Genomic DNA, 17785 nt, shown 5'->3' on the forward strand with positions numbered 1-17785 from the left:
CCGGCGCGGACGCCGAACAGGAAGAATTCAGGACGGGCGGCGAGGCTTACGGGGCTTGCCGCCCGTTTTCTTTTGATCGGTGTCTTTGGCTTTTTCCTTGGCCCGTCTCGCCTGCGCCCGGCGGTTTGGCAGCTGCGCGGGTTTGGGCCGCCCCGGTACCTTTGGCGGCTCCAGATCTTCCCATGTGGCCTGTGCCAGCCCATCCAGGGTCCAGGCGCCAATGGCATAACGGATCAGCCGCAATGTGGGATGGCCGACCGCAGCAGTCATCCGGCGGACCTGCCGGTTGCGCCCCTCGGTAATGGTCAGCTCGATCCATGTGTCGGGCACCGATTTGCGGACCCGGATCGGCGGGTTTCGCGCCCAGAGGCCCGCCGGTTCATCAATCCGCCGCGCCTTGGCGGGTTTGGTCTGCCCGTCTTTCAGCTCCACCCCCTGCCGCAGGGCCTGCAGCGCGGCCTCGTCGGGCGTGCCTTCGACCTGCACCCAATAGGTCTTTGCCATCTTGTTGCGCGGATCGCTGATCCAGGCCTGAAGACGGCCATTATCCGTCAGCAGCATCAACCCCTCGCTGTCGCGATCCAGACGGCCCGCAGGGTAAACGCCGGGGCAATCTATGAAATCGCTCAGCGTCTTGCGGGGGCCGCCCTCGGTGCTGCGGTCGGTGAACTGGGGCAGAACGTCAAAGGGTTTGTTAAAGCGGATAAGCCGGGTCATGGCGCCGCAATAGGCCTCGGGTTTGAAAGGCGCAAGTTTCTTGAGCAGGCCCGTCACCTGCCTGTCACGGAATCGGCCTATGCCTGCCGTCGAGATGTTGTAGCGCGCAAGGGGCTTGCCAGCTTTCTACCGCGATATATAGTTAATCTCAGACTGGGGCGGGTTCCCCGCTCTGGTGTCAGGTAACGGGCAGGCAGGGCGAGGAAGACGTTAAGAATGGACGGCGATTTCAGAACAGACTTTGTACGGGACCCCGGGGCGCTGAAACAGCACCCGGCCTTGGTACTGAATGCGGACTACCGGCCGCTTTCCTATTATCCGCTGTCGCTGTGGCCGTGGCAGGATGCGGTCAAGGCAGCCTGGCTGGACCGGGTGGCGATCGTGGCAGAGTATGACACCGTGGTGCATAGCCCGAGTACGCAGATCCGAATACCGTCGGTTGTCGTCCTCAAAGATTATGTCAAACCTCAAAAGCGCGTGGCCTTCACGCGCTTTAATTTATTTTTGCGGGACGAATTCTGCTGTCAGTACTGTGGCGCAAGGGGCGATCTGACTTTCGATCACGTTGTACCCCGCGCTGCTGGCGGTGTGACCAGCTGGGAAAACGTTGTCGCGGCCTGCTCCAGGTGCAACCTGCGCAAGGGGTCAAAATCGCTGCACCGGGCAGGGATGCACTTGCGCAAGGCGCCCAAACGCCCCGGCGCCGAGGAACTGCGCAACATCGGGCGCAAGTTCCCACCCAACCATCTGCACGACAGTTGGATGGACTTTCTTTATTGGGATTCCGAACTGGAAGCCTGACCCGCAGTTTATGCGGGGTGCGCGGTTCCGGCCCGTTGCAGCATGCCGAACAGATCGCGCGGATCGTCCGGGTCCGCCAGCATGTCGAGCTCAATGAAGAATTCGCTGCCCTTGATCTGATCGCGGATATATCGCAGGGCACTGAAATCCTCGATTGCGAAGCCGACGCTGTCGAAAAGGGTAATCTGCCGGTCGTCCCGGCGCCCCTGCTTTTGGCCGGTGATCACCTGCCATATCTCGGTGACTTCGAAATCCTCGGGCATCTGCTGGATCTCGCCTTCGATGCGGGTCTGCGGCGGGAATTCCACAAAGACATCCGACCGGGACAGGATACCAGCCGCCAGTTCCGTCTTGCCGGGGCAGTCACCGCCGATGGCGTTGATGTGTACGCCGGGGCCGACCATATTGTCGCTGAGGATGGTGGCATATTGCTTGTCTGCGGTGCAGGTGGTGAGGATCTGCGCGCCCTCAATCGCCTCTTCGGGGGTTTTGCATTTCACCACTTCAAGACCGCAGCCCGCCAGATTACGGGCGCATTTTTCGGTGGCATTGGGATCCTGATCATAAAGGCGCACGGATTTCAGGCCGCAGATCGCCTTCATCGCCAGGGTCTGGAATTCCGACTGGGCGCCATTGCCGATCATCGCCATGGTGTGAGCGTCCTTTGGTGCCAGGTATTTCGCCACCATGGCCGAGGTCGCCGCCGTGCGCAGTGCTGTCAGCATCGTCATTTCCGTCAGCAGCACCGGATAGCCGGTATAGACATCCGCCAAGAGGCCAAAGGCGGTCACGGTCTGCAGCCCCTCCGAGGTGTTCTTGGGGTGGCCATTGACGTATTTGAACCCGTATGCCTCCCCATCCGAGGTGGGCATCAGTTCGATCACGCCGACATCAGAATGGCTTGCCACGCGCGGGGTCTTGTCGAACAGCTCCCAGCGGCGGAAGTCCTCTTCGACATAGGCAGCAAGGTCGCGCAGCATGGTTTCCACGCCAGTGTGATGGATCAGGCGCATCATGTTGTCGACGCTGACAAAAGGCACCATGGCCTTGGCGGAAGGATTGAGGTTGGTCATTGGTAGCTCCGTGTGGGGCGGTCAAAGACGCGACGGCCCAGGGCCGAGGCGCAGAGATCGACCATCAGATGCGCGGTGCGGCCGCGTTCATCGAGGAAAGGGTTGAGTTCGACAAGGTCGAGCGAGGTCATCAACCCGGAGTCATGCAGCATTTCGCAGATGAGATGCGCTTCACGCACCGTGGCGCCGCCGGGCACCGTGGTGCCCACCGCCGGGGCGACAGAGGGGTCGAGGAAATCCACATCCAGCGACACGTGCAGCATGCCGTTCTGGGCTGCCACATGGTCCAGAAACGCGGCCAAGGAGCCAGTGATACCGTTTTCGTCAATGTCGCGCATGTCGTGGCGGCGGATCCGGCTGCCTTCCAAAGCCTGCCGCTCGGGCGTATCAACAGACCGCAGGCCGAACATGCAGACGTTCTCCTCGGGCACCGGGTTCTTTACAGCTGGAAACCCGTCAAAGCCTTCGCGACCGGTGAAATAGCCAACCGGCGTGCCGTGCAGATTGCCACTGTCGGTGGTTTGCGGTGTGTGGAAATCGGTATGTGCATCCAGCCACAGCACGAATTGCGGCCGGTTCTGCCGGGCGGCGTAATTGGCCACACCGATGACCGAGCCAAGGGACAGCGCGTGATCACCGCCAAGGAAAATCGGCAAGCCTTGCTCCATTGCGGATGCAGCAGCATCGCGGAGCGCGCTGGTCCAACCGATAGTCTGGTTCAGCGAGAACAGCCGCGAGTTCGCCTCGTCCGGTGGGTGCGCTGCGGGTGTCACCGTGCCAAGGTCCGTCACCTGATGGCCCAGATCGGTCAAGGCCTTGGACAATCCGGCGGTACGGTAGGCATCGGGTCCCATCAGGCAGCCGGCGCGACGTTTTCCACTGTCTACCGGCGCGCCGATCAGAATGCAGTTCTGTGTGCTCACGGGGAAGGATCTCCATCACGATTGTGTCGAGCCTTCAGAGAAGCTCCAATTCGGGGTGGATTGAAGTCAATATTTTGGTCATAATGCGTAGCAATTTCACGTAATGGAGGTAGGTTTGGACAAAACGGATGAACGGCTGATCGCGGCGCTGCGCCACAATGCACGGGCGTCCCTGTCCGATCTGGCGCTGGAGCTGAACCTGTCACGCACTACGGTGCGGGCGCGCATCGAACGGCTCCAGGCGCGGGGTGACATCCTGGGATTTACGGTGGTCCTGAAGGAGGACGTTCTCCGGGATCCTGTGCGCGGCTTGATGATGATCGGGATCGAGGGACGCGGTGCCAGCCGGATCACGCGGCAACTGCATGGTCTGCCAGAGGTGCGTGCAATCCACACCACAAACGGCCGCTGGGACCTGATCGTGGAACTCGGCACGGAAACGCTGGAGACGCTCGACTCTGCTCTTGCGAAGATCCGCAACTTTGATGGGGTGTCGACCAGCGAAACCAATCTGTTGCTGGCCACCAAGAAAGAGACCTGAGCGGGGCAGGGCGGGGGCGCCACCCGTTTCCGTTTCGTCCTGCTCAGCGACGCTGCCGCGCGGCCGCAATCCAGATCAGCATCAGCCCGGCAGAAATCACCGCGTTCCAGCCCGCCATCGACAGGCCAAACATCTCCCACGGGATTTCATCGCAGCGCACCATCGGCGCGGCCATGATCTGCTCCATCAGCTGATCCGGGGTTAGCCCGGTAATCGATCCCGAGGTGCAGGCGCTCGGTCCTTCCCACCAGCCCTGTTCGACACCGGCGTGATAGGCCCCGATGGTTGAGGTCGCCAGCGCTGCCAACGCGCCGAGGTAGGGGAAGAATGCACCCGGGATCAGGATTGCCAGCGCCCCGATGCCAACGGCGGCGGCATGCGGATAACGCTGCCAGTAGCACATTTTGCACGGCGGCATTTCACCGATGTACTGAAAGCCAAAGGCCCCCAGCAAAAGGGCAGCGGATCCGCCTGCTGCAATCAGGATCAGGAAGGTTCTGAACGTCATAGGTATCTCACCACAAGAAAGCCGCCGAAAAGAAGCACGACAAAGGCCGTGAAAACAAGACCGAGCCGCCGCTCGATAAAGGCGCGTACCGGCGCGCCGAACAGGCGCAGCAGCGCCGCAACCGCGAAAAACCGCAGCGATCGCGCGAGGATAGAGGTTGCAACGAAGGTCACCAGCGGCATGCCGGTCCAGCCGGACATGATGGTGATCACCTTGAACGGGAATGGCGTGATGCCGGCGCCCAGAACCGCCCAGAAGCCAAAGTCGTTGAACCGGGTGTTAAAGGCCTCCATGGCATCCGCCTTACCCATCGCCTGAAGAATGGGCTGACCGATGCCTTCGTAGAAGAAGGCGCCGATGGCATAGCCCAGAAGTCCGCCCAGAACCGATGAGACCAGCGCCACCAGGGCAATCAGCCAGGCCCGCGAGGGGCGCGCCAGAATCATCGGGATCATCAGCACGTCGGGCGGGATCGGAAAGACCGAGCTTTCGGCGAAGGAGACGATGGCCAGCCACCACAGCGCGCGGGGATGGTCCGCCAGCGCCATCGTGCGATCGTATAGCCTGCGTAACATCAACTACCCGCCCTTAACCTCAGCTGCGCCGAGGTTGCACGCAGGCGCGGCAAGGTCAACATGCGGGTGGGGACTGAGAGGCGTTTGCACAGAATTATGCCATGTGGCCGCGTTTGGCTCTGGACCTCATCTGCCGCCTTGGGTAACAACAGCCCCGAGGCCCAAGTGGCGGAATGGTAGACGCAGGGGATTCAAAATCCCCCGCCTTAACGGGCGTGCCGGTTCGAGTCCGGCCTTGGGTACCAGCCTCAACCCCATCCAAATTTATGAATTCGCAAGTGTTGCCACATCGGGGTTATCCGGTGCTTTCGATATTGTGACCTGGCCTCAACAGCTTGACGTCTGTTCTTGCTTCACACTTCACGGGTCGGAAATGAAAAGAGGCGCCCAGTTGGGGCGCCTCTGGTCTCATTGATCGGATGGTCCGCAGATCAACCAAGCAACTCTTTTGCCTTTGCAACGGTGGCCTCTGCGGTGATGCCGAATTTCTCGAACAGCTCACCTGCAGGTGCGGAGGCTCCGAAGCGGTCCATGCCCACGAATGCGGCTTTCTTCTCCTGGCCACGCTCGCCCAGCAGCCAGCGGTCCCAGCCACCGGCGCGCACGGCGGCCTCGATACCAACACGCACGGGGCCTGCGGGCAGGACCTTGCGGCGGTAGGCTTCGTCTTGCTGAGCGAAGAGCTCCATGCAGGGCATGGAGACGACGCGGGTGCCGATACCTTCGGCTTCCAGCTTGGCCTTGGCTTCCATCGCCAGCGAAACCTCAGAACCGGTGGCGATCAGGATCACCTGACGCTTGCCTTCGGCCTCGGCCAGGACATAGGCGCCCTTTTCGGTGAGGTTGCTCAGCTTGTGCTCGGTGCGCACGGTGGGTAGGTTCTGACGCGTCAGCACCATGACCGAGGGCGTTTCCTTGGCGGTAACGGCGATTTCCCATGCTTCTGCAGCCTCCACCGTATCGGCGGGACGGAACACATAGGTGTTCGGGGTTGCGCGGCAGATCGCCAGATGTTCGACCGGCTGGTGGGTCGGGCCATCTTCGCCAACACCGATTGAATCATGGGTCATGACAAAGACGGTCGGGGTCTTCATCAGCGCCGCTAGACGCATCGACGGACGCGCGTAATCGGTGAAGCAGAAGAAGGTGCCGCCATAGGGGCGCATGCCGCCGTGCAGGGTCATGCCGTTCATCGCAGCGGCCATGCCGTGCTCACGGATGCCCCAATAGACGTAGCGGCCCTTGCGGTTGTCGGTGTCAAAGACGCCGAGGTCGCCGGTCTTGGTGTTGTTGGAGCCGGTAAGGTCAGCTGAGCCGCCCACGGTTTCAGGCATCAAGGGGTTGATCACCGCCAGCGCCATTTCGCTGGATTTGCGGGTGGCGACCTTAGGCTGCTCTTCGCTGATCTGCTTTTTCAGGGCTTTGATTGCAGCAGAGAGCTTTTTCGGCGCTTCCAGCGCGTAGGCGCGGTTGAAACGCTCCTGTTTCTGCTTGGACAGCTCGGCAAAGCGCGCCTCCCAGGCCGCGCGGTCAGCGGCGCCACGGGTGCCGATGGCTTCCCACTGGGCTTTGACGTCGGCGGGGACCTCAAAGGCGCCGAGCGGAGCGCCATAGGCCTCTTTGGCGGCTTTCAGCTGCTCGGCATCGGTCAGCGCGCCGTGACCCTTGGAGGTGTCCTGCGCGGCGTGGCCAAGGGCGATATGCGTCTTGCAGGCGATCATCGAGGGTTTCTGCGCCTTCTTCGCGGCGGTGATGGCCGCGTCGATGGCTTCGGGATCGTGACCATCGATTTCCTGCACGTGCCAGCCGGAGGCCTTGAAGCGCTGGATCTGGTTGGTGCGGTCAGAGAGTTCAACCGAGCCGTCGATGGTGATGTTGTTGTTGTCCCACAGCACGATCAGCTTGCCCAGTTTCTGACGACCGGCAATGCCGATGGCCTCCTGGCTGATACCCTCCATCAGGCAGCCGTCGCCTGCGATTACATAGGTGTTGTGATCGACGACCTTCTTGCCGTAATGGGCGCGCTGCATTTCCTCGGCCATGGCAAAGCCGACGGCGTTGGCGATGCCCTGACCCAGCGGACCAGTGGTGGTTTCCACCGCATCGATCAGGAAGTTTTCCGGATGGCCCGCGGTCAGCGCACCCATCTGACGGAAGTTCTTGATCTGATCCAGCGTCACCTGCTCATCGCCCATGAGATAGAGAAGCGAATAGATCAGCATGGAGCCGTGGCCTGCCGACAGGATGAACCGGTCACGGTCGGCCCATTTTGGGGCCTTTACGTCGAATTTTAGATGCTTTTCAAACAGGACGGTGGCCACATCGGCCATGCCAATCGGCATGCCGGAGTGGCCGGAGTTTGCGGCAGCGACGGCATCAAGGGTCAGGGCGCGAATGGCGGCGGCCTTGTTCCAATGCTCGGGATTTGCGGTGCGCAGGGCTGTCAGATCCACTGAACTGTTCCTTTAGGTTGGCAGGCTGATGAGCCGCTGAATACCAGTGATGGGGCAAAGATCAAGCGTTGGCAGGCGTTTCTGTGTTTCGAACGCGAAGGACCGCTTGCAAGTGCTTGAAAGCAAAGAGGCGGTGTTTTACTCCTGCAAGGGTGAAGCTGCGCGTATGATCGGCAGGCATGTGCGATTCGCACAGCGGTGCAAAGCAGAGGTGCAAACCGGCACGGCAGGAGGCAGCGCGAAGATCGCGCCAGCGAGATGGACGGGTGAGGGACAGGCATGAAGCAGATTGAAGACTTGCAGGGCCGGATCCTGGCCGCAATGGACCGGATCGGGACGGGTGTCGGCGCACTTGAACAAGCGCGCAGCTCGGCCGAGGCCAAGGCCGTTGCGGCGGCCGATACCAGCGCGCTGGAACAGGCGCTGGACGAAGAACGGGTCGCCAATGCCCAGTTGACCGAACGGGTCAAGGTCCTGCGCGGGCGGTTGAAAGAGCTGGAAGAGCAGGCACCGGCGGCGTCTACGGCAGATGCCTCGGGTGATATCGCTGCAATGCAGGCCGAGCTTGAGCTATTGCGGAATGAGGCTGCAAATGCCCCGCAGGCCGAAGCCTTGAAACAGGAAGTGGCGCGGCTGAAGGCGCAAATGGAAGGCGCAGCCAATTCGGCGGCCACCGAGAAAGAAAGCCTTGAGGACCGGATTGAACAGCTCGAGGCCGCCAATGCGGAACTCACAACTCAGCTGTCTGAAGCTGGATCCGTTCAGGAAACGTCCGCTTCCGAAACTGTGGATGGTGAAAGCGGCGGCACTGACGAGGAGGTGCTGCAGCGACTGGACACGGAATTGCAGCAATTGCGCCTGGCCAACGAACAGCTCCGTACATCTAACGCTGCCCTGCGCGAAGCCAATGCCGAAGGGCTGGGCGATGCCGGGCTGATCAATGCGGCGATGGCAGCAGAGATCGACGGTCTGCGCGCGGCGCAGGCGAGTGACAAGGCGCAGGTGAACGCGGTTCTGGCCCGGCTTGAACCGCTGCTGGCGGCAGCGCCCAACCTGCCCGAAGGAGAGGAAATTTGATGCCCGAAGTGACCATTCATATTGGCGGCCGCGGTTTCGAGGTCTCCTGCCAGGAAGGCGAGGAGAGTTATCTGCATTCTGCGGCCAAGATGCTGGATGATGAGGCGCAGGTGCTGTCGGACCAGATTGGCCGTATGCCCGAAGCGCGCATGCTGCTGATGGCGGGGCTGATGCTGGCGGACAAGACCGCAGCGGTCGAGGACCGGATCAAAGAGGTCGAGGCGGTCCTGGCTGAGCGCGAGGCGGAACTGGCCGCGCTGAAGGCACAGCCCGCGCCGGAGCCGGAGCGGATTGAAGTGCCTGTTGTGCCCCCTCAGGTGGCTGAAACCCTGGCCGAACTGGCCGCCCGCGCCGAAGCCATGGCGCAGGAGATCGAAGAAAAAGCCTCTGCCGCGCAATAGGCGGCGGGGCGCTGCGCTGACGGGGTCGATCGGTTTTCGATGTCGCTCGCCGAATGTCCGAATCCGAAACGCAAAAAAGGCCTGTCACGCGTGCTGCGGACAGGCCTTTTTCATGTTGTCTGGTCGTGCGGCTTAACCGTTGGCTTCGCGGATCTTATCCGCCGCGGCCTTGTCAAAGCTGACGCCGTTCTCTTCGAACATGCCGTCGAGTTCACCGGAGAGGGTCATTTCGGTGATGATGTCGCAGCCGCCGACGAATTCGCCTTTGACATAAAGCTGTGGAATGGTCGGCCAGTCCGAGTAATCCTTGATCCCGGCGCGGATCTCTTCGTCGGCCAGCACGTTGACGTCGGTGTAGTCAACGCCGATGTAGTTCAGAACACCGGCCACGCGGGAAGAGAAGCCGCACTGCGGCATGTCCTTGGTGCCTTTCATGTAAAGCACCACGTCGTTGGATTTGACGGTTTCGTCGATGCGGGTTTTTGCGTCGCTCATGTTGCGTTTCCTTCTGGCGGATGTGCCGTTGTCCTGCTGCCCGAGATATAGGGAATAATGTGGAGAATTCCAATCCGGGCCGGGGAACGGATGTGTGAGGCTCTGCGCGCTCAGCTCTTGTCTTTGGGAACAAAAAGGCGGGCATATTCCTGCGGGTCCTTGGGGACCTTCCAGGTCCTGACAGACCCGCCGCCCATGCCGGACTGATAGTCCGAGCGCAGCGTGTGATAGTCCGGGTCGCTGTCGTCTTCTTCCGTTGGTGCGCGTCGTTGACCGATGACGGCAACAACTGCCGTCATCACAATAACGCCGACCACCAGAAAGGACATGAACAGCGACATGTGTGCTACTCGGGCGCTTTGGTGGTCAGGGCGAGGGCGTGCAACTCACCATTGGCGCCGTCCATTTTGCCTTTGAGGGCCGCGTAAACGGCGCGCTGCTGCTGCACACGGTTCTTGCCGCGAAAGCTTTCATCGACGACCATCGCGGACATATGCACGCCGTCGGTGCCACCGACCTGGATTTGGGCATCGGGAAAGGATGCGCGCAGAAGCTCTTCGATTTCATGGGCCTGCATGGGCATTGCGTGGGATCCTCGTGGTTCTGTTCGCTAAAAATGTAGGCCTGACGGAGAGGCAGTTCAAGCAGGGAGATGCTCCCGCCGCGCAAGACCTGATTGAAAATCAGACCGTGCGAGTTGGGCCCGGCAGCGCGCGATGCACGCTGCCGGGCCCAAGGCCGTAAAGGGGGGCTTGCCATAGGCAAGGGCACCTGCGGGCGCGGGAGGGCGCCCGTTTGTGTTTGATATCAGGCGACGGCCTCGGCAAAGCTGCTGCGGAAAATCTGCGACAGCTCTTCCAGCGGCGCTTCGCTGCCACCGATTTTTACCGTGTCACCGGTGAAACGGCCCACGGTGGTGACGCTGACACCGGCCTGACCGGCTGCCAGCATCAGACCTTCGGCTTGATCAAAGTTGCAGGCGACCAGATAACGGGCCTGATCTTCGCCAAACAGGGTCGGGGTGTCACCGGCATCGATCTGGACGCCAACGCCAGCGCCCTCGGCCAGTTCAAAGGCCGCCAGCGCCAGACCGCCATCCGCCAGATCGGTGCAGGCCTTGATCAGCTCGCGGTTGGCCCGGATGAATTCGCCGTTACGCTTTTCCGCTTCCAGATCCACCGTCGGCGCATCCCCGTCCTCGCGGTTGAAGACTTCCGCCAGAAGGGCCGACTGGCCCAGGTGGCCAGTGGTTTCACCGATCAGCAGGGCGATATGGCCTTCGCGCACTTCACCGGTGATCGCCTCTTCGCCCTCGGCGATCAGACCCACGGCACCGATGGTTGGGGTGGGCAAGATTCCCTGTCCGTCGGTCTCGTTATAAAGCGAGACGTTGCCCGAAACGATCGGCATGTTGAGCGCAGCAACAGCTTCGCCGATGCCTTTGATGGCGCCGACGAATTGGCCCATGATCTCGGGCTTTTCCGGGTTGCCGAAGTTGAGGTTGTCAGTCGTCGCCAGAGGCAGGGCGCCCACGGCAGAGAGGTTTCGGTAAGCCTCGGCTACCGCCTGTTTGCCACCCTCAAAGGGGTTCGCTTTGACGTAGCGCGGCGTCACATCGCTGGTAAAGGCCAACTGTTTGCCGGTGCCATGCACCCGGACGATGCCGGAGCCCCCGCCGGGGCGGCGGGCGGTGTCGCCCATCACGGTGGTGTCGTACTGTTCATAGACCCACTGTTTTCCGGCGTAGTTCGGTGAGGCGATCAGCGCCTTCAGGCCGTCGATCGGATCGATAGTGGGCACATCCGCATCAGTCAGCGGTTCTGCGGCGGGCGTTTCGACCCAGGGCCGGTCGTATTCCGGCGCAGAGGACGCCAGTTTCGACAGCGGTAGGTCGGCCATCACTACGTTGTTGTGCTGGATCAGGAAACGGTCCTCGGCGATTGTTTCGCCGACGATGGCAAAATCGAGGTCCCATTTTTCGAACACTGCCTTGGCTTCGGCCTCTTTCTCGGGCTTCAGCACCATCAGCATCCGCTCCTGGGATTCCGATAGCATCATTTCATAGGCAGTCATGCCTTCTTCGCGTTGGGGGACGTCTTCGAGGTTCAGCTTGATGCCAAGCTCACCCTTGTCGCCCATTTCCACCGCCGAACAAGTGAGGCCGGCCGCGCCCATGTCCTGGATCGAGATCACCGCGCCGGTCTGCATCAGCTCCAGCGTCGCTTCCATCAGGCGTTTTTCGGTGAAGGGGTCGCCAACCTGAACGGTGGGGCGTTTTTCCTCGATGGTGTCGTCGAATTCGGCCGAGGCCATGGTGGCGCCGCCGACGCCGTCACGTCCGGTCTTAGCGCCCAGATACACCACCGGCATGCCGACACCGGATGCGGCGGAGTAGAAGATGCTGTCGGTCTTTGCGAGACCCGCAGCGAATGCATTCACCAAGCAGTTGCCGTTGTAGGCAGAGTGGAAGCGGACCTCGCCGCCTGCGCAGGGCACACCGAAACAGTTGCCGTAGCCGCCGATGCCTTCGACCACACCGTTGACCAACTGCCGGGTCTTGGGGTGGGACGGCTCACCAAAGGACAGCGAGTTCATCGAGGCGATTGGCCGCGCGCCCATGGTAAAGACGTCCCGCAGGATGCCGCCAACCCCGGTTGCCGCACCCTGATAGGGTTCGATGTAAGAGGGGTGGTTGTGGCTTTCCATCTTGAAGACTACCGCATCGCCATCGCCGATATCGACGATACCGGCATTTTCACCCGGACCGCAGATGACCTGGGGCCCCTCGGTCGGCAGGGTGCGGAGCCATTTCTTGGACGACTTGTAAGAGCAGTGCTCGTTCCACATCGCCGAGAAGATGCCCAGCTCGGTAAAGGTGGGTTCCCGTCCGATGATTTCGAGGATCAGTTGATATTCCTCGGAGTTCAGTCCGTGGTTTTCAATCAGTTCGGGCGTGATTGCTGGTTCCTGCATCCGTGTCGTATCCCCAGTGGCTGCGGTTGCGCGCCTTTTAGGGCAAGGAAGCGCACGGGGGAAGGGCAAAGCGTATGTATCATTGAAGGCAGGGCGTTTCGTCGCTGTGAGAAGGTCCGGCTTGAGGAGGGGTGCCATGCTCGAATTGCCTGAAAAATGTGCAGGTTGTCATTGGGAGCCGGAAAATGCCGTCATTATCCGTGCATGTCAGAAAACTGGGCAATGATCACCGGGGAAAGGGTTGCAGCTGGCGGTGTGGATGCGAGACGTTGAATGTGTCCGGCGCTTCCGAGTGGCGTGAGACCTGATTGAAAGCCTCAGGAACTGGACCAAATGGCCAAAAAAAAGGCCGAGCACTAAGCTCGGCCGAAGTCCAACAGGGAGGTATGAAGTGCGCCTTGGCGCCGTCTTCATGAGGGTCATTTAGGGATAGAGCTTCTCTGCTTCAAGAATTTTCCGTCTCAAATTGCGTCATTTCTGGTATGCATGTTATGCATAGCTTAACGCCTACTGACCTAAGGTCAGAGTTTCCCCATCTCTTTCATATGTTTGCGGTGCGCCATGATCTCGGTTTGCACGAAATCGCGGAAAGCTGACACCCGCTGCGAGTGACGCAATTCTTCCGGATAGGCCAGGTAGACAGGCACACCACTGGTGTCCTCATGCGGCAGAACCTGTACCAGATCGGGGAAATCCTCGGTGACATAGTCAGGCAGGATGCCGATTCCCAGATCGTGCAGCACGCCCTGCAGGACCCCGAAGTAGTTGTTGACCGACAGCATCGAGCCCGGACCGTGGGTGATCAGTTTCTGGACCAGCACAGCTGCAGAACCGACCTGTGCCGAATTCTGGTTCTGGCAGATCAGACGGTGGTTCTTGATATCTTCGGCGGTCTGCGGCGTGCCGTTGCGGTCCAGATATGCGCGAGACGCATAAAGTCGCATCTGAACCGTCATCAGTCGCTTGCGCACCAGGTCCGCCTGGCTCGGTTCTTTCATCCGGATCGCAACGTCGGCTTCGCGCATGGGCAAGTCCAGAACCCGCTCTTCCAGCATCAGGTCGATTTTCAGATTGGGATATTGTTCAAAGAGCTTCGTCAGCCTGGGTGCCAGCCACAGGGTGCCAAATCCGAATGTCGTGGTGACGCGCAATTCGCCGAACACTTCGTCTTCGCTGTCGCGGATCCGGGCCGAAGCCGCTTCGAGCCGTTTGGACATGGATTTGGTCGCGTCAAACAGCAGCTCGCCCTGTTCGGTCAGGATCAGACCGCGCGCGTGACGGTGAAATAACGTCGCGTTCAGGCTTTCCTCAAGTGCACGAATCTGGCGGCTGACCGCGGATTGCGACAGGTTAAGCTTGTCCCCGGCGTGGGTCAGGCTGCCGACATCTGCCACGGCGTGAAAAATTCTAAGCTTGTCCCAGTCCATATCCGTTACTTTCGTTGTGCCCATATCAGCCTATATGAAACCTGACACTTGGATCAATTTCCGAATGCAGAAGCGCGCTTCCGGAGGGGGATATTGACAACAGTGGGTATACAGGTCAGTATTTGTGACCTAATATCGATGGAAATTATTGCAAGCCAGTTGTGGTTGGGAGGACCGGATGAGCACGCAAAAGATCTCGTTGAATGACAAATATGATCTGAGCAAATCGCCTGTCATGCTGAACGGCACGCAGGCGCTTGTGCGCCTGATGCTGATGCAGAAGGCGCGGGACACGGCTGCCGGTCTCAACACTGCTGGGCTTGTTACCGGCTATCGCGGATCGCCGCTTGGCACTGTAGACATGCAGATGAGCCGGGCCGAAAAGCAGCTGAAAGAGGCCGATGTCACCTTTCAGTATGGTTTGAACGAGGATCTGGCCGTCACCGCCCTATGGGGTGCGCAACAGGCCGAAATCCGTGGTGAAGGCAAATTCGACGGCGTATTCGGCCTTTGGTATGGTAAGGGGCCGGGCGTTGACCGCGCCGGCGATGCCTTCCGCCACGCCAATATGGCCGGCAGCTCCAAAAATGGCGGCGTGCTGGTGGCGATGGGCGACGACCACACCGGCGAAAGCTCCACCGTGCTGCACCAGTCCGAATGGGCGCTGATGGATGCCTACCTCCCGATCCTCAGCCCCGCTGGTGTGCAAGAAATCCTGGATTTCGGGCTTTATGGCTACGCGCTCAGCCGGTTTTCCGGTCTCTGGGTCGGCCTCAAGACGATGAAGGACACCATCGAGGTAACCTCGGTCGTGGATGCGAGCCCGGATCGGGTGAAACTGGTTACCCCCGATTTTACCATGCCGCAGGATGGGCTGAATATCCGCCTGGTGGATGATCGTTTCCAGCAGGAAGACCGGATCATCGACCAGAAACGCTTTGCTGCCGAGGCATTCAGCCACGCCAACAAGATGGACAAACGCATCTGGGGCAAACCCGGTGCCAAGATCGGTTTCGTGGCCGCGGGCAAGAACTGGCTGGATCTGGTCCATGCCATGTCTCTGTTGAATATCGACGAGGCCATGGCCGAACGTCTGGGCATCACCACATACAAGGTCGGTCAGGTCTGGCCGCTGGACATGAAGGGCTTTCACGATTGGGCCGAAGGTCTGGATCTGATCGTCGTGGTCGAGGAAAAGCGCAAGCTGATCGAGGTGCAGATCAAGGAGGCGATCTTTGACGACCGCCGTGGTCGCCGGGTTTACGGCTGGCACAAGGGCGGCGGAGCGGGCTCCATGCACGGGCCGGAACTCTTCCCGACGCGCTATGCGCTCGACCCCATCATGATCGCCGAGAAGCTGGGCGAGATTCTGATCGAAGAGGGCCGCGACACCGAAGCAATCCGCGCCGGGCTGGCCAGCCTGGACGAGGCGCGCCGCGCCGACAACGCCGAAGAAATCGCCGCGCGCCTGCCTTATTTCTGCTCGGGTTGCCCGCACAATTCTTCGACCAAGATCCCTGAGGGCAGCCGTGCCTATGCCGGGATTGGTTGCCACTTCATGGTGCAGTGGATGGACCGCGAGACCATGGGCTTCACCCATATGGGCGGCGAAGGCGCCAACTGGATCGGCGAGGCGCCGTTCTCCAAGCGCAAGCATGTGTTCCAGAACCTTGGCGATGGCACCTATAACCACTCCGGTGTGCAGGCGATCCGTGCTGCGCTGGCCGAAGGCACCAATATTACCTACAAGATCCTCTATAACGATGCGGTGGCCATGACTGGCGGTCAGGGTAACGAAGGTGGTCTCAGCGCTTATCGCATCGCGCATGAGTTGAAGGCGATGGGGGTGGAGCATCTCGCCATCGTTTATGACGAGAAAGAAGAGATCGATTTCAAGCAGTTCCCAGCCGGGGTTCCCACCCATGAGCGAGCCGAGCTAATGAACGTGCAAAAGCAGATGGAAGAGGTCGAAGGCGTTTCTGCCATCATCTATGTCCAGACCTGCGCCGCCGAAAAACGCCGCCGTCGCAAGCGGGGCCTGTTCCCCGATCCCGATCAGCGCGTGTTCATCAACTCGGACGTCTGCGAAGGATGCGGCGATTGCGGGGTGCAATCCAACTGCGTCTCTATCGTTCCCAAGGAAACCGAACTGGGACGCAAGCGGGCGATTGATCAGTCGTCCTGTAACAAGGATTTCTCTTGTCTCAACGGCTTCTGTCCGTCCTTCCTGACCATCGAAGGCGCCAAGATCCGCAAGGAGGCCACGGCCGAGCTGAAGCTGCCCGATCTGCCGATGCCCGACCTGCCCAAGATCGAAGGCACCCATAACGTGGTGATCACCGGCGTTGGTGGCACTGGCGTTGTGACCATCGGCGCGGTGCTGGCGCAGGCTGCCCAAATCGACGGCAAAGGTGCCGGCATGATGGAGATGGCAGGCCTCGCACAAAAGGGCGGCGCAGTGCATATCCACTGCCGCATTGCCGAAACGCCTGATGACATCAGCGCCATCCGCGTCGCCACCGGTGAGGCACACGCGCTGATCGGTGGCGATCTGGTGGTAAGTGCGGGCGCCAAGACCATCGGGTTGATGCGCACAGGTCAGACCGGCGGTGTGGTGAACAGCCACGAGATCATCACCGGCGATTTCACTCGCGACACCAATTTCCAGCTGCCCACTGACCGGCTTGAGGTGGCGCTGGAGGCACGCCTGCGCGAGCGGCTCGATATGTTCGACGCATCGCAGCTGGCGCAGGCCACCATGGGAGATTCGATCTTCTCCAACATGATGGTCTTTGGCGGGGCTTTCCAACGCGGTCTGATCCCAGTCAGCCTTGAGGCAATCACCCAGGCGATCGAGCTGAACGGCGCTGCGGTGGAAAAGAACCTGCGTGCCTTTGAAATCGGTCGCTGGGCGGTGCTGCACCCCGAAGAGGTGGCCAAGCTAATCAAGCCTGCCAATGTGGTGGAACTGCCCAAGACGCTGGATGAAAAGATCGCCTACCGGCAGGATCATCTGACCGCCTATCAGGGCAAGGGGCTGGCCAAACGCTATATGAAGATGCTGGATGGCATCGACGATGCGCGCCTGAAGGAAGCCGTCGCCAAGGGCTATCACAAGCTGCTGGCCTATAAGGACGAATACGAGGTGGCGCGCCTGTTGTTGAGCAGCCGCGAAAAGGCCGAGGCGCAGTTTGAGGGCGATCTGAAGATCTCTTACAATCTGGCGCCGCCGATCCTGGGCGGGGTTGACGCCAACGGACGCCCGAAAAAGCGCCGTTTCGGCCCAAGCATGGAGCGCGGTCTGAAGCTGCTGGCGAAGTTCAAAGGTCTGCGCGGCACGCCGCTCGATATCTTTGGCTATACCGCCGAGCGCAAGATGGAACGGGCGCTGATCAAGCAATACGAGCGCGACATGAAGGAATGGCTGGCAAAAGCCTCACCTGAGATCATGGACCCGCTGGTCGCTCTGGCCGAACTGCCGCTGCAGATCCGTGGCTTTGGTCCGGTGAAGATGGAAAGCGAGCAGAAGGCGGCGAAACGACGCGAAGAACTGCTGGCGGTTCTGCGTCAGGGCGGTGCTCCGATGAAGAAAGCGGCCGAATAAGCCGCAGGGGTGTTCTCCCGCCCGGCAGGTGACAGCCGGACGGTTGCCTCTTGCCCGTTGGGCCCGGCGCCGCGCATCTGCGCGGCGCTGCTGCGTTCTGGGGCAGGGCGCGGGATCCTGCCGCAGGACGGGTCATAAGCCTGTTACGCGGATCTGAGAGGCTGTTATGCCTAACCGGTCACCTTGGTGATTCCGTCCAGAAAGACCCAGCCCATGT

16 protein-coding genes and 1 tRNA gene are annotated in these 17785 nt (G+C 60.7%); 6 read left to right on the forward strand and 11 right to left on the reverse strand.

Annotation, left to right across the window (positions count from 1 at the left end):
• Window positions 1-27: 27 nt before the first annotated feature.
• A complete protein-coding gene (locus SM765_RS02595; RefSeq protein WP_274834460.1) occupies window positions 28-717 on the reverse strand; it encodes an rRNA large subunit pseudouridine synthase E in 690 nt (229 codons plus the stop codon).
• Window positions 718-933: 216 nt separating this feature from the next.
• On the opposite strand from SM765_RS02595, the gene SM765_RS02600 reads away from it, so the two are divergent.
• Window positions 934-1518, forward strand: coding sequence for an HNH endonuclease (locus SM765_RS02600; protein WP_065270180.1), 585 nt, complete (start codon window positions 934-936; stop codon window positions 1516-1518).
• Window positions 1519-1526: 8 nt separating this feature from the next.
• Here the strand turns inward: SM765_RS02600 and ocd are convergent, their stop codons facing one another.
• Together ocd and rocF are read right to left on the reverse strand one after the other, a co-directional pair.
• Window positions 1527-2591, reverse strand: coding sequence for an ornithine cyclodeaminase (ocd, locus tag SM765_RS02605; protein WP_274836996.1), 1065 nt, complete (start codon window positions 2589-2591; stop codon window positions 1527-1529).
• Entirely contained in the window at window positions 2588-3514 is a 927-nt protein-coding gene (gene rocF, locus SM765_RS02610; protein WP_274834021.1) for an arginase, read from the reverse strand. The genes ocd and rocF overlap by 4 nt, the downstream gene beginning before the upstream one ends.
• Window positions 3515-3629: 115 nt before the next feature.
• Here rocF and SM765_RS02615 point away from each other — a divergent pair, with 115 nt between their 5' ends.
• Entirely contained in the window at window positions 3630-4055 is a 426-nt protein-coding gene (locus SM765_RS02615; RefSeq protein ID WP_065273447.1) for an Lrp/AsnC family transcriptional regulator, read from the forward strand.
• Between the two features lie 43 nt (window positions 4056-4098).
• On the opposite strand, the gene SM765_RS02620 is transcribed toward SM765_RS02615, so the two are convergent.
• Window positions 4099-4563, reverse strand: a complete 465-nt coding sequence (locus SM765_RS02620; RefSeq protein WP_065270183.1) for a disulfide bond formation protein B — start codon at window positions 4561-4563, stop codon at window positions 4099-4101.
• The gene (locus SM765_RS02625) at window positions 4560-5138 is read right to left on the reverse strand and encodes a YqaA family protein (RefSeq protein WP_274828051.1); all 579 of its coding nucleotides are present in this window, start codon (window positions 5136-5138) and stop codon (window positions 4560-4562) included. Before SM765_RS02625 ends, SM765_RS02620 begins: the two co-directional genes overlap by 4 nt.
• A gap of 159 nt (window positions 5139-5297) precedes the next feature.
• Here SM765_RS02625 and SM765_RS02630 point away from each other — a divergent pair.
• Window positions 5298-5383, forward strand: a tRNA-Leu gene (locus SM765_RS02630).
• Between the two features lie 186 nt (window positions 5384-5569).
• On the opposite strand, the gene tkt is transcribed toward SM765_RS02630, so the two are convergent.
• Entirely contained in the window at window positions 5570-7591 is a 2022-nt protein-coding gene (tkt, locus tag SM765_RS02635; protein WP_274836998.1) for a transketolase, read from the reverse strand.
• Window positions 7592-7870: 279 nt separating this feature from the next.
• On the opposite strand from tkt, the gene SM765_RS02640 reads away from it, so the two are divergent.
• On the forward strand, window positions 7871-8668 hold the full coding sequence (locus tag SM765_RS02640) for a coiled-coil domain-containing protein (RefSeq protein ID WP_274836999.1): 798 nt from the start codon (window positions 7871-7873) through the stop codon (window positions 8666-8668).
• A complete protein-coding gene (locus tag SM765_RS02645) occupies window positions 8668-9069 on the forward strand; it encodes a cell division protein ZapA (protein WP_065270187.1) in 402 nt (133 codons plus the stop codon). The genes SM765_RS02640 and SM765_RS02645 overlap by 1 nt, the downstream gene beginning before the upstream one ends.
• Before the next feature lie 132 nt (window positions 9070-9201).
• Here the strand turns inward: SM765_RS02645 and grxD are convergent, their stop codons facing one another.
• The 5 genes from grxD to SM765_RS02670 form a co-directional block, all read right to left on the reverse strand.
• Window positions 9202-9564 carry a Grx4 family monothiol glutaredoxin gene (gene grxD / locus SM765_RS02650; RefSeq protein WP_065270188.1) on the reverse strand — a complete coding sequence of 121 codons (363 nt, stop codon included), beginning with the start codon at window positions 9562-9564 and terminating at the stop codon, window positions 9202-9204.
• Window positions 9565-9674: 110 nt separating this feature from the next.
• Complete coding sequence (locus tag SM765_RS02655) at window positions 9675-9905, reverse strand: hypothetical protein (RefSeq protein ID WP_065270189.1); 231 nt, start codon at window positions 9903-9905, stop codon at window positions 9675-9677.
• A gap of 5 nt (window positions 9906-9910) precedes the next feature.
• On the reverse strand, window positions 9911-10147 hold the full coding sequence (locus SM765_RS02660) for a BolA/IbaG family iron-sulfur metabolism protein (RefSeq protein ID WP_065270190.1): 237 nt from the start codon (window positions 10145-10147) through the stop codon (window positions 9911-9913).
• Window positions 10148-10371: 224 nt separating this feature from the next.
• Window positions 10372-12537, reverse strand: a complete 2166-nt coding sequence (gene purL / locus SM765_RS02665; protein ID WP_274832190.1) for a phosphoribosylformylglycinamidine synthase subunit PurL — start codon at window positions 12535-12537, stop codon at window positions 10372-10374.
• 521 nt (window positions 12538-13058) lie between these two features.
• Window positions 13059-13964 carry a LysR family transcriptional regulator gene (locus tag SM765_RS02670; protein ID WP_065273448.1) on the reverse strand — a complete coding sequence of 302 codons (906 nt, stop codon included), beginning with the start codon at window positions 13962-13964 and terminating at the stop codon, window positions 13059-13061.
• Window positions 13965-14142: 178 nt separating this feature from the next.
• On the opposite strand from SM765_RS02670, the gene SM765_RS02675 reads away from it, so the two are divergent.
• Window positions 14143-17568 carry an indolepyruvate ferredoxin oxidoreductase family protein gene (locus SM765_RS02675; protein WP_274837000.1) on the forward strand — a complete coding sequence of 1142 codons (3426 nt, stop codon included), beginning with the start codon at window positions 14143-14145 and terminating at the stop codon, window positions 17566-17568.
• Window positions 17569-17785: the final 217 nt, after the last annotated feature.

The organism is Pseudophaeobacter sp. 1A09344 (assembly GCF_041008745.1).
GTDB classification, from domain to species: domain Bacteria; phylum Pseudomonadota; class Alphaproteobacteria; order Rhodobacterales; family Rhodobacteraceae; genus Phycobacter; species Phycobacter gallaeciensis_A.

Excerpts from the sequence above, each read along its gene's own strand:
- SM765_RS02620 (WP_065270183.1), bottom strand. The coding sequence starts at position 4,563 with ATGACGTTCAGAACCTTCCTGATCCTGATTGCAGCAGGCGGATCCGCT.
- SM765_RS02670 (WP_065273448.1), bottom strand. The coding sequence starts at position 13,964 with ATGGACTGGGACAAGCTTAGAATTTTTCACGCCGTGGCAGATGTCGGC.
- SM765_RS02645 (WP_065270187.1), top strand. The coding sequence starts at position 8,668 with ATGCCCGAAGTGACCATTCATATTGGCGGCCGCGGTTTCGAGGTCTCC.
- SM765_RS02600 (WP_065270180.1), top strand. The coding sequence starts at position 934 with ATGGACGGCGATTTCAGAACAGACTTTGTACGGGACCCCGGGGCGCTG.
- SM765_RS02640 (WP_274836999.1), top strand. The coding sequence starts at position 7,871 with ATGAAGCAGATTGAAGACTTGCAGGGCCGGATCCTGGCCGCAATGGAC.
- SM765_RS02595 (WP_274834460.1), bottom strand. The coding sequence starts at position 717 with ATGACCCGGCTTATCCGCTTTAACAAACCCTTTGACGTTCTGCCCCAG.
- grxD (WP_065270188.1), bottom strand. The coding sequence starts at position 9,564 with ATGAGCGACGCAAAAACCCGCATCGACGAAACCGTCAAATCCAACGAC.
- SM765_RS02660 (WP_065270190.1), bottom strand. The coding sequence starts at position 10,147 with ATGCCCATGCAGGCCCATGAAATCGAAGAGCTTCTGCGCGCATCCTTT.
- SM765_RS02655 (WP_065270189.1), bottom strand. The coding sequence starts at position 9,905 with ATGTCGCTGTTCATGTCCTTTCTGGTGGTCGGCGTTATTGTGATGACG.
- purL (WP_274832190.1), bottom strand. The coding sequence starts at position 12,537 with ATGCAGGAACCAGCAATCACGCCCGAACTGATTGAAAACCACGGACTG.
- ocd (WP_274836996.1), bottom strand. The coding sequence starts at position 2,591 with ATGACCAACCTCAATCCTTCCGCCAAGGCCATGGTGCCTTTTGTCAGC.
- SM765_RS02625 (WP_274828051.1), bottom strand. The coding sequence starts at position 5,138 with ATGTTACGCAGGCTATACGATCGCACGATGGCGCTGGCGGACCATCCC.
- SM765_RS02675 (WP_274837000.1), top strand. The coding sequence starts at position 14,143 with ATGAGCACGCAAAAGATCTCGTTGAATGACAAATATGATCTGAGCAAA.